The 15536-nt window shown below is 71.2% G+C and carries 13 protein-coding genes and 1 pseudogene; 6 read left to right on the top strand and 8 right to left on the bottom strand.

Annotation, left to right across the window (positions count from 1 at the left end; genetic code table 11):
• Positions 1–2 precede the first annotated feature (2 nt).
• On the bottom strand, positions 3–1235 hold the full coding sequence (locus DRB89_RS36120) for an ISL3 family transposase (protein ID WP_239516912.1): 1233 nt from the start codon (positions 1233–1235) through the stop codon (positions 3–5).
• A 596-nt stretch (positions 1236–1831) separates the two neighbouring features.
• On the opposite strand from DRB89_RS36120, the pseudogene DRB89_RS45325 reads away from it, so the two are divergent.
• From DRB89_RS45325 to DRB89_RS36100, 3 genes and pseudogenes are all read left to right on the top strand, one after another.
• A pseudogene (locus DRB89_RS45325) lies at positions 1832–3187 on the top strand (regulator); the annotation flags it as partial.
• Between the two features lie 187 nt (positions 3188–3374).
• Positions 3375–3941, top strand: coding sequence for a redoxin domain-containing protein (locus DRB89_RS36105; protein WP_112452269.1), 567 nt, complete (start codon positions 3375–3377; stop codon positions 3939–3941).
• Positions 3942–3946: 5 nt separating this feature from the next.
• Positions 3947–4822: a cytochrome c biogenesis protein CcdA gene (locus DRB89_RS36100; protein ID WP_112452268.1), complete on the top strand. Its 876-nt coding sequence runs from the start codon at positions 3947–3949 to the stop codon at positions 4820–4822.
• Positions 4823–4893: 71 nt separating this feature from the next.
• Here DRB89_RS36100 and DRB89_RS36095 read toward each other — a convergent pair whose 3' ends face one another.
• The 5 genes from DRB89_RS36095 to DRB89_RS36070 form a co-directional block, all read right to left on the bottom strand.
• Positions 4894–6303, bottom strand: a complete 1410-nt coding sequence (locus DRB89_RS36095; RefSeq protein WP_112452267.1) for a glycosyltransferase 87 family protein — start codon at positions 6301–6303, stop codon at positions 4894–4896.
• A gap of 154 nt (positions 6304–6457) precedes the next feature.
• Entirely contained in the window at positions 6458–7090 is a 633-nt protein-coding gene (locus DRB89_RS36090; protein ID WP_112452266.1) for a DUF2064 domain-containing protein, read from the bottom strand.
• A complete protein-coding gene (locus tag DRB89_RS36085) occupies positions 7087–7794 on the bottom strand; it encodes a glycosyltransferase family 2 protein (RefSeq protein WP_239516518.1) in 708 nt (235 codons plus the stop codon). Before DRB89_RS36085 ends, DRB89_RS36090 begins: the two co-directional genes overlap by 4 nt.
• 155 nt (positions 7795–7949) lie before the next feature.
• Positions 7950–9005 carry an NAD-dependent epimerase/dehydratase family protein gene (locus DRB89_RS36080; RefSeq protein WP_112452264.1) on the bottom strand — a complete coding sequence of 352 codons (1056 nt, stop codon included), beginning with the start codon at positions 9003–9005 and terminating at the stop codon, positions 7950–7952.
• A gap of 638 nt (positions 9006–9643) precedes the next feature.
• Positions 9644–10750: a ferritin-like domain-containing protein gene (locus DRB89_RS36070; RefSeq protein WP_112452413.1), complete on the bottom strand. Its 1107-nt coding sequence runs from the start codon at positions 10748–10750 to the stop codon at positions 9644–9646.
• A 225-nt stretch (positions 10751–10975) separates the two neighbouring features.
• Here DRB89_RS36070 and DRB89_RS36065 point away from each other — a divergent pair, with 225 nt between their 5' ends.
• The 3 genes from DRB89_RS36065 (at position 10976) to DRB89_RS36055 (ending at position 13060) form a co-directional block, all read left to right on the top strand.
• Positions 10976–11905 (top strand): diiron oxygenase, encoded by a 930-nt coding sequence (locus DRB89_RS36065; protein ID WP_112452412.1) that lies wholly within the window; start codon positions 10976–10978, stop codon positions 11903–11905.
• Between the two features lie 135 nt (positions 11906–12040).
• Positions 12041–12757, top strand: a complete 717-nt coding sequence (locus tag DRB89_RS36060) for a TetR/AcrR family transcriptional regulator (protein ID WP_112452411.1) — start codon at positions 12041–12043, stop codon at positions 12755–12757.
• Positions 12758–12784: 27 nt separating this feature from the next.
• Positions 12785–13060, top strand: a complete 276-nt coding sequence (locus DRB89_RS36055) for a hypothetical protein (protein ID WP_112452410.1) — start codon at positions 12785–12787, stop codon at positions 13058–13060.
• A 208-nt stretch (positions 13061–13268) separates the two neighbouring features.
• Here DRB89_RS36055 and DRB89_RS36050 read toward each other — a convergent pair whose 3' ends face one another.
• Both DRB89_RS36050 and DRB89_RS36045 read right to left on the bottom strand, forming a co-directional pair.
• Positions 13269–14522 carry a HAMP domain-containing sensor histidine kinase gene (locus tag DRB89_RS36050; RefSeq protein WP_239516517.1) on the bottom strand — a complete coding sequence of 418 codons (1254 nt, stop codon included), beginning with the start codon at positions 14520–14522 and terminating at the stop codon, positions 13269–13271.
• Positions 14519–15394, bottom strand: a complete 876-nt coding sequence (locus DRB89_RS36045; protein ID WP_204357915.1) for a hypothetical protein — start codon at positions 15392–15394, stop codon at positions 14519–14521. Before DRB89_RS36045 ends, DRB89_RS36050 begins: the two co-directional genes overlap by 4 nt.
• Positions 15395–15536: the final 142 nt, after the last annotated feature.

Genomic DNA, 15536 nt, shown 5'->3' with positions numbered 1-15536 from the left:
GGTCAAGGCCCGGTCAGTTCAGGGCAGTGGGCAAGGACGGCGGTGAACTGGTCGCGCTCCTCGTCGCGCAGGTGCTCGGGGCGCCGCATCATCCAGCCGGTGACCCGGCGGATTCCAGGTGGAGCGGGTGGGACAACCCGGATGCGGCGGCGCCGCCTCGGTCGCAAGTAGTCGCTGATGATCTGATAGCTCCCGCGGTAGCCGAGTTCTTGGAGCTCGGCATGCAGCTGGATGGCGTTGGTGTGTCTTTCGGCCCAGAGTTTGTCGAGGTGAGGCTTGTAGGGGTCGAGCTGGCTGGGACGGGGCTGGCGCCGTCCGCTCAACAACTGTTCGGGGACCGTTGCGCGGGCATTGCGACGGACGGTGTTGCCGCCCATGTGCAGTTCTCTGGCAATCTCGCGAATGCCATGCCCTTGAGCCAGCAGAGCGTGGACGGTCGCGTGACGTTCGCAGATTCGGGCTTCGACTGGCGACATCGCCTTCGTGGTGTCCACGCTGTCGACGTCGGCACCCTTCGTTTGGCCGTCAGGGCTGATGACAGCCGTCTTGAGGCAGGTGCTGTGGAGGCGCACGCTGGCTTCGACGGCGGTGCCGAGGTTCTGCCAGAGGTGGAACCGGTCGGCCACCTGGACCGCATTCGGAGCACCGGTCCGGGCGCCGTCGGCGTAGGACCCGGCCCGGTCGCGGCAGATGATCTCGGAGCCAGGATGCTCACGCAGCCAGCCGGCGAGGGTCGCGGCGTCGCGGCCGGGCAGCAGGTCGAGAGGCTGTCCGGTCTCGCAGTCGATCAGGACGGTGCCGTAGTGCTGTCCACGACGGGTGGCGAAGTCGTCGACTCCTAGCACCTTAGGGACGGTCCAGACGGGGTCGGGCAGGGCCATGACCGCCCGTAGGAGCGTCGTCCGGCTCACCCCTGCGTGCAGGACGGCGCCGAGACGGCTTCCGGCCCGGCCGGCCAGTGCGATGCCGACGGCCTCCAGGACCCGCCGGGCAGCTGGTGTTCGGCGGCCGTAGCGCACGGTCAGTTCCTTGACCTGCTCGGCGAACGTACGCCGTGAGCAATGGAAGTTCTCGCAGTACAGGCGTCGCACGGTCAGCTCGATCCGCACTGGCCGATCGCCGACCGGTGTGCCGGCAAGGCGTCTTCCGTACGTGCTGTGGACTCGACTGGACACTGCCGCGCAACCGGGGCAGGCCACCCCGATCTCCCGGGTTCTCGCGACCAGGCGAATCATCCCGCACTCGAAGAGCACACGCTCCACGAGTAACGCGCTGAGGTGCGGAAACAGGTCACCGACGAGGTCATCACACCGCACCACGGTCCCAGATGACGCTACGTCACCGAGACCAAACCCGTTGATCGTCCTCACGGAATTTGTGCCTGAGCCCGTAACTCGCCGACAAAGCCAACCTCCACCACAGCCCCAGGTAAGGACGGGACATCACGGGGCGCGGGTGACGTCGTGGTGCCCGATGTACGGACTCTGGTGTGCCGGCACTGCACGGCGGGACCGGGCGGGGGCCAAGCCCGGACCATCGCCGCGGCCGGGGATCACCTCACGGTGACGTGGCATCTGTTGTCCTGCCCCCACTACGCGGCCGACCGTGTCCTGGCGGGCGAAGAGGACTGAGCGCGGCCCAGCTCGGAGACTTGATCATTCTCGCCGGTAGCGGCTGTGTCTGACCTGTCCCAAGGGGGCGCGGATCAAGGCGTACTCGGAGGCCGTCGAGACGGCGCACGCCGACTTCGCCGCCCTCCAGCACCCGTCTCTTATTCACATCTCTCGTACCCAACGCCCTACCCTCTGTCGGTCGTGGCGGTCGCCGCCGCGAGCACGGTCTGGATCTGCGGTACGACAAGACCTCAGTCACCCGGTGGCTGCGTGGACAACAGCCACGCGGGGCCACCTCCGCCCTGATTGTTGAGGTGTTCACCAGGCGCCTGGGTCGGCGCCTGTCGGCCCAGGCTCTGGGCTTCGACGCGTGTGCCCCCGTGTATTCGGGTCTGGAGTTCGCGGCGACTCCGGAGCAGGCCGTCGAGATTGCGAGCGGTTTGTGGCGCAAGGACTCGGACAGCAACGCCGCGGTGGGGAAGATCGCCTTCATCCCTGCCGGGCTTGTGGTGCCCAGCCGGGACTGGTTGATCGGCCTGGCCGACGAGCGCGTGAGCCGCGGAGATCCGGCCACGCCCGCAGGACTCCGTTACCCCGCGCGAGGGAAGTCCGCCGTCCCCATGCAGCGGCAGATCGACCGGGGACTCGGCCGACGGGTCACCACCGCGGACATCGCGGCTCTGCGCTCGGTCGGCGAGCTCTTCCGCACCCTCGACCACGCCTATGGGGGCGGGCACGCACGGCAGGCGTTGGTGAGCTATCTGGTCCACGAGGCCGAGCCGATGCTGCGCGGCACCTACGGCGAGGCGCCAGGACGACGGCTGTTCGCCGCCGCGGCCGATCTGACCCGCCTGGCGGGCTGGACCGCGTACGATATCGCCGCCCACGGGCTCGCCCAGCGGTACTTCGTCCAGGCGCTGCGCCTCGCGCAGGCGACCGGGCTTACGGCGCCTACGTGCTGGTCACCATGAGCCGCCAGGCCGTCTACCTCGGCCACGGCCGCGAGGCGGTACAGCGCGCCCGGGTCGCCCAGCAGGGCGTCGGCTCCGGCAGGCCGCCCGCTGTTCAGGCCATGCCGCATTCCGCCGAAGCCCGCGGGCACGCGGCGCTCGGCGAGGCCCGGGCCTGCACGGCGTCGTTCGTACGGGCAGAGCGCGCGCTGAGCGCGGCCCGACCAGGGAACGACGTACCGCACTGGGCACGCTTCGCGACGAAGGCCAGCTCGCCGGCGAATTCGCGCACTGCCACCGGGATCTCCACCAGTACCGCGCCTGCGCCCAGCACGCGCAACGCTCCCTGCATCTGCGGGCACCCAGTTACGCCCGCGGCCGCCTTATCTGCCGGATCGTGCTCGCCTCTGCCCGCCGCGGCCTGGGAGAACTGGATCAGGCGTGTGCCCTGGGGCGGAGGCCGCGCAGCTGGCGATAGAGATGCGGTCAGTGCGGGCGGTGGAGTACGTCCGGGATTTCGAACGCCGCCTTGAGCCATACCGCGACACGGCAGCGGCCCGCGCCTACCACGACCGAGTGGACTGTCCGTCGGCCACCTCACAAGCGGTCCTGGCCGTCCGTTGAGGATGTTGGTGATGCTGCCGGTCCCGGCGGTTTCGGTGACCGTGTTGAGGTCCCTCTGGTCCCACCGCGAGGTCTTTGAGGTAGCCGGTGCGGGCTGATGTCACCGAACCGTAAGCATCCGGCGGTCACACCCGCCGGGTCGGACGATCTACATTCAGAGTCAATACCCGAACCTTACGGAGCTGACATGCGCGCCCGCTCGTTCCTCCCGGTCGTCATGGCTGCTGCCCTGCTCACCGTGGGGTGTGGCTCCGGCGCCACCTCCACCGCTGACGCGGGCACGGACGGCTCCACCACAAGCACCGCGCCCGCCTCGACGGACAGCGGGTCCACCGCTTCGCCGACGGTGCCCGAGTCGCTGCGCTTCACCGGGACAACCATCGATGGGAAGCCGTTCGACGGCGCGACGCTGGCCGGTAAGCCCGTCGTGCTGTGGTTCTGGGCCCCGTGGTGCCCTAAGTGCAAGGCCCAGGGGCCGGAGACGGCGAAGGTCGCCGCGGAATTCGAGGGGAAGGCCAGCGTTGTCGGGGTGGCCGGGCTGGACAAGCAGGCCGCCATGAAGGACTTCGTCGCCTCAGCGAAGGTCGGCACCTTCCCAAACCTGTCGGACGAGGCCGGAGACATCTGGAAGAAGTTCAAGATCACCGAGCAGAGCACGTACGTCGTGCTCGACAAGGACGGCAAGAGCGTCTTCACCGGTGTCCTGCCCAGGGGTGAAGGGCTGGCCGACAAGGTCGGCAAGCTTGTCGGCTGACTGCTATGTCTGACCTTCCTCTCGCCCTCGCCCTGACGGCGGGCATGCTCGCTGCGGTGAACCCGTGCGGGTTCGCCCTGCTGCCCGCCTACCTTTCGCTGCTCGTGCTGGGCGACGACTCGCCCACCCGAATGGCGGCGGTAGGCCGCGCGCTGGCCGCGACGGCTGCCATGACCGCCGGGTTCGCCGGCGTCTTCGCTCTGTTCGGGCTCGCCGTCGCTCCAGTAGCTGGGCAGGTGCAGCAGCATCTGCCCTGGTTCACGATCGTCTTCGGCCTGCTGCTGGTCCTCGTCGGCGGCTGGCTGCTGGCCGGCCGCGACTTGCCCGCGCTGCTTCCCAAACTCCGCCGTGCGCCCACCGTGACCCGGTCCGTGCCGTCGATGGCTCTGTTCGGCGCTGCCTATGCGATCGCTTCGCTTGGCTGCACCATCGCCCCGTTCCTGGCCATCGTCGTCTCCGCCTTCCGCAGCGGATCGGCATTCGAGGGTGTCGTGCTGTTCGCGGCCTACGCCGCCGGCATGGGCGTGATCGTCGGCGCCGCCGCACTCTCGGTGGCACTGACCCGCACCGCCCGCGTGGGCCGGCTCCGCCGCCTCGGCTCGGTCGCCTCACGCCTCGGCGGCGGCCTGCTGCTCCTGGTCGGCGCCTACGTGGCGTACTACGGCTGGTACGAGATCCGGATCCTGCGCGGCGGGAATGCCAGCGATCCCGTGATCGACACAGCGGGCACGGCCCAGCGTTGGATCGCGGACAACCTGGACCGTATCGGCGTTCCGGCGGTGGCCGCCGCCTTCGGAGTGCTGCTCATCGTTGCCCTGGCCCTTCACCGCCTCAAGTCGCGCCATGGGACCACCGGCGCCGGCAAGGACTCTGGCCCCTGAGCGCCGCCCTTGAGCCCCCTCGAGGCCGTCTCCGTCCGGGCAGACACAGGAACCGGTGCCGCGGGCAGTGTTCATCTGTCGGGTGGGCGTGTGGAGGCCGGCGTGGGCTTCGCGCCGACGGCGGTGGTCCGCCGGGTGCGCCGCAACGCCCATCCGGTGAGTACGGCGGCCGCCGCGATGGCGTACGCGGTGGTCCCCACGGTGTACGGATCGTCGAAGGCCCGGCGGGTGACGTACGTGGCGGCTCCCGCCACCGCGATGCCGAGCCACTCCCAGCGGCCGTCCAGCGCGACCAGGGCGATGAGCAGCATTGCGTACCAGGAGTAGCCCGGTGTCAACAGAAGGAACGCCGTGCCGGTGACCAGCAGGGCTCCGCTCCAGGGGCGTTCGGGATCGCCGCGCCGCAGGACGTGCCACACGACGGCCAGCATCCCGACGGCCAGGGCGGGCAGGGCCCAGGAGTCGGGCAGGAGCAGGCGCAGCAGTGCGTATCGGTTGCTGCCGGAGGAGGTGTCGTCGTAGCCCTCCTCCTCGATGTAGCCGCCGAGGTAGCCGAGGACCGAGCCCTCGGACAGGAGGGCGTATGGCAGGTAGACGAGGGCGAGCACCGCGGCGGCGGGGAGGAGTACGGCCGCCGCGTCCCGGACCCGCCGTACTCCCGAGAGGGCACCGGGTAGCACCACGGCGGGGAGCAGTTTGGTCGCGACGGCCGCACCGAGCAGGGTGCCGCCCGCGATCCGGTGCCGGACGACGACACTGAGCCCGAGGACGGTCAGCAGTACCCCGAGAACATCGGCGTGCGCGTTGTTGACCGCCTCGACGGGGACGGCTGGGCACCAGGCCCAGTACGCGGCCCACCGGATATTTCCGCGTCGGCGCAGCACGAGCAGCAGGGCGGCCGTGGCGCCGAGGGAAAGCAGCATCCCGCCGGTCTGGAGTGGTTTGTGCCGGGCGCCGTCCGGCGAGATCGTGTGGACGAGCAGGAAGTAGCCCTCGGCGACGGGCGGGTAGATGGTGTGGACCTGCGGCCGGTTGATGCGGGTGCAGTGGGTCTCACCGGCGGGTGCGGGGATGCGCGCCCGGTCCGGTTTCTCGCACGCGGAGCCAGTGGGGAAGAGCCAGCTGTCGCGCAGCCCGGCCAGTTCCGGGTCGGCTGGAGTGTGGTCGTACGGAGAGATCCCGGCCGCCTGCACCCGGCCGTCCCAGGCGTAGCGGTAGGCGTCGGTGCTGGTCCGCGGGGGTGCGGCCAGGCCGGTGGCGGCCACCGCGATGCCGCCCGCGAGAACCAGGGCCACGGCGTGCCGGAGGGGCGCCTTGCGCAGCGACCACACTGCGGCGGCGAAGAGGAGCCAGCACGCCGCGTACCACCAGGACAGCCCGGCGGGATCGGAGTGGTAGCCGTCCTTGCGGATGGTCAGCACGAGGACAGCGGTCAGGGAAGCCAGCAGGGTTGCGGTGCGGACGGTAGGCGGGTTGATCACAGGTTCGCAGCCGCCGTCCTTCTCGAACAGATTGCGAGAAGTCCGCACAAGCCCATCGACCGGCCGGCAGCTGCGAAGGGCCGTGGCGGATCATGAGGAGCAGATCCGCGGACCGGCTCACGTACCGCACAGGGGCACGGCAGGACGCCGGCGGTCATCCCGCCCCGGCCTGTGCCAACCGGGCCAGGGCCGCGGCGAAGCGGGTGTGCGGGGCAGCGGCCGCCACCGCCCGTGCGTCGGCGGCGGTGTCGACGTCCTGCAGCACCGGCAGGTCGCGCACCGTGAGCCCCGCCCTGGTGAGCCGGCGCCGCTCCAGGGCGCCGGTATCGGGCAGGGTCATCGGCACCCCGCGCAGCATTGCGGGATCGGGCTCGGCCAGCCCCAGGGCCCAGAAGCCTCCGTCCAGTGCCGGGCCGAACCAGGCGTCGCAGCCCTGCCAGGCGTCCTCGGCCAGCGCGGGCGCCAGGACGGCCGGGGTGACCTGCGGGGTGTCCATGCCGATGAGCACGGCCGGACCAGTGCACACCCCGAAGGCCGCGGCCAGCCGTTCGTCCAGCCGGCCCCGCCCCTGTGGCACGACCTCGATACCAGGCGGCAGCCACGCCCCAGGCGTGCCGTCGAGGACCAGCACACGCCGCTCGGCAGGGGCCGCGAGCATGGCTTCCAGGGAATCGGCAAGCATCGCCTCAGCCAGGAGCGCCGCCTCCTGGGGCGTGTACGTCGGAGTGAGCCGGGTCTTCACCCGCCCGGGCACCGGTTCCTTGGCAAGGATGAGTAGCGTGGTCACCGCGTAGCCACCCCACGGTCCGGGAGCGGCAGCGCAGGCTCCGAGAGCACCGCGCGCATGTCGTGCACCGCGTGCCAGGTGCCACGCCAGGTCCCGGTGACCTTGGACTTACCGGCCCGCGGCAGATAGGGGATGTCGATTTCGCTGACATGCCAGCCCGCGTCGGCCGCGCAGACGACCATCTGGAGCGGGTAGCCGCTGCGCCGGTCGGTGAGGCCGAGGCCCAGCAGCGGCTCACGCCGGGTGGCGCGCATGGGCCCCAGGTCGTGCAGCCGCAGTCCGGTGCGTCGGCGCACCAGCCGGGACAGGGCCAGATTCGCGGCCCGCGCATGAACGGGCCAGACCCCACGTGCCTGCGGGCGGCGCCGCCCCAGCACCAGGTCTGCCTTTCCGTCCGCGACTTCTTGCACGAAGGCGGGAAGCAGCCCGGGGTCCAGAGAGGCGTCACAGTCGCAGAAGCAGACGAACTCAGCCTCCGCCGCCAGCAGCCCCGCATGGCAGGCGGCGCCGAACCCCAGCTCCGGCTGATACACCACTGTTGCGCCCAGCGCGCGGGCGACAGCGCCAGAGCCGTCGCTGGAGCCGTTGTCGACGACGATCGCCCGCCAACCGGCCGGGATCCGTTCCAGCACCCAGGGCAGGGCACGCTCTTCGTCCAGACAAGGCAGGACGACATCCACCGTCGTCGCATCCAGATCGGTCACATCCTCACCGTACCCACCAAAACCGAATATTCGGGACATCGGATGGAGATGTGGCCACCGAGGAGCAGTCCAGGGCCCACTTCTGCCGCAGCCGTCCTTGTCTCGACCACTCCTGCCGCGCTCATGGAGGAGACCAGGCCCTCGCGCTGTGGGGATCACGCCCCGCGCAGCCCGCTGCGTGCGAACTCCGTCATTCCCTCGGCGAAGCCGGTCTCCGCCCGCCAGCCCAGCTCACGGTTCAGGCGCTGCGAGGACGCGGTGATGTGCCGTACATCCCCCAGCCGGTACTCGCCCGTGACCACCGGCTCCGGGCCGCCGTAAGCCAGGGCAAGCGCCTGCGCCATTTCCCCGACGGTGTGCGGTTCCCCGCTCCCGGTGTTGAACGCGCTCAGCACGCCCGGCTGCCGGCCGGCGAGGGCCTCCAGCGCCAGCACGTTGGCCGAGGTCACATCCCGGACGTGTACGAAGTCCCGCCGTTGCCCGCCGTCCTCGAAGACCCTCGGCGCCTCGCCCCGGGCGAGCGCCGACCGGAAGAAAGACGCCACGCCCGCGTACGGGGTGTCGCGCGGCATCCCCGGTCCGTACACATTGTGGTAGCGCAGCGACACGGCCCGTCCGCCGGTCGCCCGCGCCCAGGCGGCGGCCAGATGCTCCTGGGCGAGTTTGGTCGTGGCGTACACATTGCGCGGATCCGGTGGCGCGTCCTCGTCCACCAGTCCGGGTACCAGCTCGGCGCCGCAGTCCCGGCAGGTGGGTTCGAAGCGCCCGGCATCGAGATCCGCTGCCGCGCGTGGCCCGGGGTGTACTTGCCCGTGCCGGGGGCAGTCGTAGCGGCCTTCCCCGTAGACGACCCCCGATCCCGCGAGGACCAGCGAGCGGACCCCGGCTTCCGCCATGGAGGCCAGCAGCACGGCAGTCCCGAAGTCGTTGCAGCTCACATAGGCGGGCGCGTCGGCGAAGTCCTTGCCCAGGCCCACCATGGCCGCCTGATGGCAGACCGCGTCCACGCCGTGCAGCGCCCGGGCAAGCACCATCCGGTCCCGTACATCCGCGTGAATCCAGTCCGCGGCCGCAGCGGGTGGCGGCGTGGCGGTCGGATGGGCCGAGGGCAGCAGGGCGTCGAGTACGACGGGGTCGTGGCCGCGGGCGGCGAGCGTGGTGACGACGTGCGAGCCGATGAAGCCCGCGCCTCCGGTGACAAGTACACGCATGACCGTGAACGCTAGGCGCAGCAGCGCCCTGCTGTCCGGGTGCGCGCCGGGACGTCACCGGTTCCCCGAAGTGTTGCGTACTGACGCCCCTGCCGTTCGCGCTTCGTAAGGCCCTGCGGCTTGCCGTGCCCGGGGCGGCGTGAGTGGATTGAAGTACGGCAGATGATTCCTCACGCTCGTGGAGCATGATCAGAGGTCGTTCAGCATGGCCCCCACCATCCGGTCTTCGCCCCCCGCCATGGAGCCACTGGGCTCGTCCCGGCTCTCGCGTGTGCTCCTGGCCGTGTGCCGGGTCGCGGTCGGCCTGCTGTGGATCCAGAACCTTTCCTGGAAACACCCGCCGGACTTCGGGAACAAGTCCGACCCCCCGCAGGACCTGTACGGCTGGACCCTCAAAGGGGTCGACAACGAGGTCTTCGCCCCGTGGGCGTGGCTGGTCGAGCATGTGATCATCCCCAACTTCGCGGTGTTCGCCTGGGGCGCTTTCGCCGTCGAGGCATGTCTGGGCGCGTTCCTGGGCGGGGAGCGGCGGGGGAGCGCCCCACGGTCGCGGACGCCGAGGAGCACCCGATCCACCGGCACTCCGTCCGCCGCCTGCCTCAGCCGCCCGCCTCACCCGCCTGCCTCAGCCGCTCGCTTCACCCGCCCGCCCCTTCCGCGACGGCCTCGGCCACTTCGGCCACCCGCTGCTCCTCCTCGGCCGCGAACCGCTCGCGATCGAGGGCTTCGGCGATCTCCTCGTCCTGGCTCATCAGCAGGTCCAGGTTCGAGTTGCCCATCTCGAAGACGCCCATGTCCAGGTACGCCTTCTGCAGCCGCTCGCCCCAGAGCCCGATGTCCTTCACGCAGGGCACGATCCGGCTGAACAGCAGCTTGCGGAAGAGCGCCAGGAACTCCGACTGCTCGCTGAACTCCTCCGACTCCCTGCGCGAGATGCCGAAGTTCTCCAGCACCTCCACCCCGCGCAGCCGGTCCCGCATCAGGTAGCAGCCCTCGATCACGAACTCCTCGCGCTCGCGCAGCTCGGCGTCCGACAGCTGCTTGTAGTAGTCGCGCAGCGCCATCCGCCCGAACGCCACGTGCCGTGCCTCGTCCTGCATCACGTAGGCCAGGATCTGCTTGGGCAGCGGCTTGTTGGTGGTGTCGCGGATCATGCCGAAGGCGGCCAGCGCGAGGCCCTCGATGAGCACCTGCATGCCCAGGTACGGCATGTCCCAGCGGGAGTCGCGCAGGGTGTCGCCGAGCAGCCCCTGCAGGCTGTCGTTGATCGGGTAAAGCATCCCGATCTTCTCGTGCAGGAACCGGCCGAAGATCTCGGCGTGCCGCGCCTCGTCCATGGTCTGCGTGGCGGAGTAGAACTTGGCGTCCAGGTCCGGCACCGACTCCACGATGCGCGCCGCGCACACCATCGCGCCCTGCTCGCCGTGCAGGAACTGGCTGAAGTTCCAGGCGCTGTAGTGACGGCGCAGCTCGCCCCGGTCCCGGTCCGTCAGCTTGGCCCAGTGCCGGGTGCCGTACAGCGGCAGCGCCTCGTCCGGGGTTCCCAGCGGATCGTGCGGGTCCACCTCGATGCCCCAGTCGATGCGCTTGGCGCCGTCCCACTGCTTGTCCTTGCCCTTCTGGTACAGGGCCAGCAGCCGCTCGCGGCCGCCGTCGTACTCCCAGCTGAACCGGGCGTTTCCGGAAGCGGGGACCGGCCAGACGGTCCCGCCCGGATCACTGGTGTAGAGCTCGTGCGTCGACACTGACGCCCCCTCGTCTCACGTACTTCCGTACAGGACAGGCCAGTTGGCAGCCGGGCAGCGGTCCGTCGGCTCCCGTTGGCAGCGTCACACGTTGGTAGACGCGCGGTCAACAAGTCGTGCGCGGGGGATTGACGACCTTGCTGACAAGCAGTCTCATAAGCGGTGAACGCCGGTGGCCACCACCGGCACCACCGACGGCAACCCACTCGTGAGGTGTCCGAAGCCATGACGACCGTGACCGGCAGGGCGGAGCTGCGCGATGCGCTCGGCCCGCTCAAGGACCGCGAACAGATAGCCGAGCGACTCCTCGAATCCTCGGTCAAGCACTCCTTCGACCCCGACAAGGAACTCGACTGGGACGCCCCGCCCATCGACGGCAAGTACTACTGGCCGCCCGAGCTGCTCTCCCTCTTCGACACCCCGCTCTGGAAGCGGATGGGCGAGGAGCAGCGCATCGAGCTCTCCCGGCACGAGGCGGCGGCCCTCGGTTCGCTCGGCATCTGGTTCGAGATCATCCTCATGCAGCTGCTCACCCGGCACATCTACGACAAGCCCCTGACCAGCAATCACGTCCGGTACGCGCTCACCGAGATCGCCGACGAGTGCCGCCACTCGATGATGTTCGCCCGCATGATCAAGACGGGCGGCGCCCCCGAGTACCCGGTCTCCCGCACCAACCACAACCTCGCCCGCGTCCTGAAGACCGTCTCCACCACCCCCGGCTCCTTCGCCTGCACCCTCCTCGGCGAGGAGATCCTCGACTGGATGCAGCGGCTGACCTTCCCGGACGAGCGCGTCCAGCCCCTCGTGCGCGGAGTCACCCGCATCCACGTCATCGAGGAGGCGCGACACGTCCGTTACGCCCGCGAGGAGCTGCGCCGCCAGATGCTCACCGCCCCGCGCTGGGAGCAGGAACTCACCCGCGTCAGCTGCGGCCAGGCCGCCCGCGTCTTCTCGCAGGCCTTCGTCAACCCCCAGGTCTACGACAACATCGGCGTCGACCGGCGCGAGGCCCTCGCCCAGGTCAAGGCCAGCGGCCACCGCAGGGAGGTCATGCAGACCGGGGCGAAGCGGCTGACCGACTTCCTCGACGACATCGGGGTGATGCGCGGGGTGGGCCGCAGGCTCTGGAAGAGCTCGGGACTCCTGGCCTGAGGATTGCCGGCTTGAGGATTACCGGCTTGAGGTTTCCCGGCCCGGGGTTTCCCGGCCCGGGTGATTCCCGGCCCGGAGGATTCCCGCCCGGGCACTCCCCGCCTGAAGAGCGGCGTGTGCGGCTACCCTGCGGACATGACAGCCGTACGGGCGTACCGCAGGATGAGCGTCGAGGAGCGGCGGGCCCAGCTCCTCGACGCGGCCCTGACGCTGTTCGCGCACCGGGCGCCCGAGGACGTCTCGCTCGACGACGTGGCCGAGGCCGCCGGCGTCTCGCGCCCCCTGGTCTACCGCTACTTCCCCGGCGGCAAGCAGCAGCTCTACGAGGCCGCCCTGCGCTCGGCGGCCGATGTCCTGCGGCTCTGCTTCGCCGAACCCCAGGCCGGACCGCTGACCCAGCGGCTCTCCCGGGCCCTGGACCGGTACCTGGGATTCGTCGACGAGCACGACGCCGGCTTCTCCGCCCTCCTGCAGGGCGGCAGCGTCGTCGAGACCTCCCGGACGACCGCCACCGTCGACGGCATCCGCCGGGCGGCGGCCGAGGCGATCCTCTTCCACCTCGGCGTACCGGAGCCCGGCCCGCGCCTGCGGATGATGGTGCGCACCTGGATCACGGCGGTCGAGGCCGCCTCGCTGATCTGGATCGACGAGGGCAAGCAGCCGGAGATCGACTCGCTCCGGGACTGGCTGGTCGACCAGTTCATCGCCCTCCTCACCGCGACGGCCGCCACCGACCCCGAGACGGCCGCGGCGGCCCGCGCCGCCCTCGCGCTCGAATCGGCGGACGGTCCGGTGGGCGTGCTGGCCCGCCGGGTGATCCCGGTGGTCTCCGAAGCGGCCCACCTGCTGTGATTTCCGGAAAGCTGTGAGACTGGAGGGGTGAGAAGCCAACCCACCTCCTTCGAGGGCGGCCCGATGGACGGCCGGACCCTCCCGATCCTCCTCGGCCCGACCGGCCACCCGCCGAAGTGGTACGAGATCCCCGTCCCGGACCCGGACGGCGGCGCCCCCGCGGTGCTGCTGTACGAGCGCGTCCCCGCGGGGTACTCGAAGCGGCTGGGCCTGCTGAAGGGGTGGAAGTACGCCTACGCCCCGGACGCCCGGAAGCCGAAGCTCCGCTGGCCCTGGACGAAGCCGACCCCGCCGCAGGCCTGACGCAGGGGCCGGTCGGGGTCGGGCGGTCACGCTCCGCCCGGCCACGTTCCGCCCGGTCATGCTCCGGCCAGTCAGGGTCCGCCCGGTCACGCTCCGCCCGGTCACGGTCCGCCCGGTCATGGTCCGCCCGGTCACGCTCCGCCCGGTCATGGTCTGCCCGTCACGGTCCGCCCGTCAGGGTCCGCACGCCACGCAGGGGGTGCGCCCGTCAGGTCACGGAGGCCTCGAGCAGGGTCAGTACCGCCTCCGCCCCGCCGTCCCCGTCCGCCGCCTGCCGGAACACCAGCTCCGCCCCGATGACCTCCGCCTGGCCCACCGCGATGGTCAGCCCCAGCCCGTGGCCCTTCCCCGCGCCCCCGGTCCGGAACCGCTGCGGTCCGTGGGCCACCAGGTAGTCGGGGTAGCCGTCGCCGTGGTCCCGTACCGTCACCACCGGTCCGTCCACCGTCACCACCACCAGCCCCCGGCCGTGCTTGTGGGCGTTGGCGACCAGATTGCCCAGCACCCGCTCGAGGCGCCGCCGGTCCGTCTCCACGTGCGCGTCCCGCACCACGACCACCTCCGCGGCCGTCCCCGAAGCCCGCACCACCCGCAGCGCGAGCCGCCCCAGCTGGTGCAGGTCCGTCTCCACCGCCTCGCTGCGGGAGTCGAGCCGGGAGATCTCCAGCAGGTCCTCCGTGAGCTGGCGCATCGTGCGGACCCGCTCCTGCACCAGCTCCGTCGCCCGGCTCTCCGGCAGCAGTTCGGATGCCGCCTGCAGACCGGTGAGCGGCGTGCGCAGCTCGTGCGCGACGTCCGCCGTGAACCGCTGCTCGCTCTGCAGCTTCGCCTGCAGGCTGGCCGCCATGGTGTCCAGCGCCTCCGCCACCGTCGCCACCTCGTCCTGGTGCCGCGAGGGGTCCTTGGTCCGGGGGTCTCCGACCCGCGCGTCCAGATCGCCCTGCGTGATCCGCCGGGCCACCGTCGCGGTCTGGTGCAGCCGCCGCGTCACGCGCGTCACGGCGAAGGCGCCCATGAGCAGGGTCCCGCCGATCGCCAGCACCGAGGACCCGATGATCGCGTTGTCCAGCCCGCTGATCGTCCGCGCGCTCTGCCCGTAGTCGACGGCCGTGGCCAGCGCCTTCCCGTCGGCCGGGGCCGCCGCCCACATCATCGGCCGGCCCTCGCGGTCCGCCACGAGCGTGCCGCGCTGCCCGGACAGGGCCAGCGCCCGCAGCTCCGCAGGCAGCCCGGCCGGATCGAGCCCCGACTCGGGCGGCAGCAACTCGCCGGCCTCGTAGGCGCGCGAGGCGTCGTTCAGCTTGCCGAGCGCCTTCTCCCGGGCCGTCGCCACGGTCTGCCGGGTCACCTCCACGTGCACCAGCGCGCCCAGCACCGCCGCGAGCGAGCAGCACATCACCACGATGAAGCAGGCCGACTTCCAGGTCAGCGTGGCCGTCCACGCGGGCAGCCGGAGGCTCACGGCGACGCCCCCGCCGCACCGGGGCGCGCGGCAACGGTGCCCGGACTCGCGCCGGCGCCCGAAGCCGGGGGAACCGGGGGAACCGGGGGAACCGTGGGAACCGTGGGAACTGGGGAAACCGGGGGAATCGAGGAAGCCGAAGGATCGGGGCTCGGGCCGGCCGGGCGCACGCGGACGATCTGCTCGCGCGAGGGCAGCATCGAGCGCTGCGTCTCGTCCCAGGACCAGGTGGTGTTCACCTCGTAGCCCGCGTTCCCGCTCGGGACGCGCAGGATCACGTCCTGCCCGGCGAGCTCGACGGAGATGACGGTGTCGGTGGTCGCCATGATCCGGTTGAGCCGGCCCTCGGCGTCAGCCGTGTACACGCGCACGGACATCTGCTGCTCGGGATAGGCGATGCCGACGATCAGCTCGTCCTTGCCGTTCCCGGTCAGATCCCGGTAGTACGGCGTCAGGACCGGGCAGTCCTCGGGACCGGCGCCGTCCGTTCCGCACGCCGCGATGGCCGCGGCGGTCTCCGGCGGCATCCCGTCGGGCCCGGTCCGGACACCCCGGTGGGCGCGCAGCTCCGCCTGTACGAGGGTCACCGGGTCGATGGAGTGCACGTTCTGGTCCAGGACGGGCGCGATGCCGGGTACGTACTCGGGCGGCGCGCCCCCCGGATCGGCGGGCGGCACGGTGGCGCCCTTGCGCCCGGGCCACAGGTGTACGGGTCCGCTCGCGGTCGGGGTCGGGCCCGCGCCGGCCAGCCCGCCGGCGTTGCCGCAGGCGGCCGCGAGCGGCAGCAGGAGGGGGGCCAGCAGCCCCACGGCGAAGCGCCGCCGGCTCCGGCGGCGTCGCGGGCTCCGGCCGGGGGAGGGAAGCGAGCTCACCACTCGTACGCCCTCCTCTCCCGTGACCATGTGCCCGTCCACAGTAAGCAGAGGCGCATCGTTTCTGCCCGTGCGACCGGGGCCGACGGGGGCCGACCGGAGGTCGGCCGGTCTCGGCCCGTCTCGGCCCGTCTCGGCCGGT

Origin of the sequence: Streptomyces sp. ICC4 (assembly GCF_003287915.1) — a bacterium.
In the GTDB taxonomy this organism is placed as follows: Bacteria; Actinomycetota; Actinomycetes; order Streptomycetales; family Streptomycetaceae; genus Streptomyces; species Streptomyces tritrimontium.
This window is presented reverse-complemented; position numbering and strand designations above follow the sequence as displayed.

Excerpts from the sequence above, each read along its gene's own strand:
- DRB89_RS36080 (WP_112452264.1), bottom strand. The coding sequence starts at position 9,005 with ATGCGTGTACTTGTCACCGGAGGCGCGGGCTTCATCGGCTCGCACGTC.
- DRB89_RS36100 (WP_112452268.1), top strand. The coding sequence starts at position 3,947 with ATGTCTGACCTTCCTCTCGCCCTCGCCCTGACGGCGGGCATGCTCGCT.
- DRB89_RS36060 (WP_112452411.1), top strand. The coding sequence starts at position 12,041 with ATGACAGCCGTACGGGCGTACCGCAGGATGAGCGTCGAGGAGCGGCGG.
- DRB89_RS36120 (WP_239516912.1), bottom strand. The coding sequence starts at position 1,235 with ATGATTCGCCTGGTCGCGAGAACCCGGGAGATCGGGGTGGCCTGCCCC.
- DRB89_RS36065 (WP_112452412.1), top strand. The coding sequence starts at position 10,976 with ATGACGACCGTGACCGGCAGGGCGGAGCTGCGCGATGCGCTCGGCCCG.
- DRB89_RS36105 (WP_112452269.1), top strand. The coding sequence starts at position 3,375 with ATGCGCGCCCGCTCGTTCCTCCCGGTCGTCATGGCTGCTGCCCTGCTC.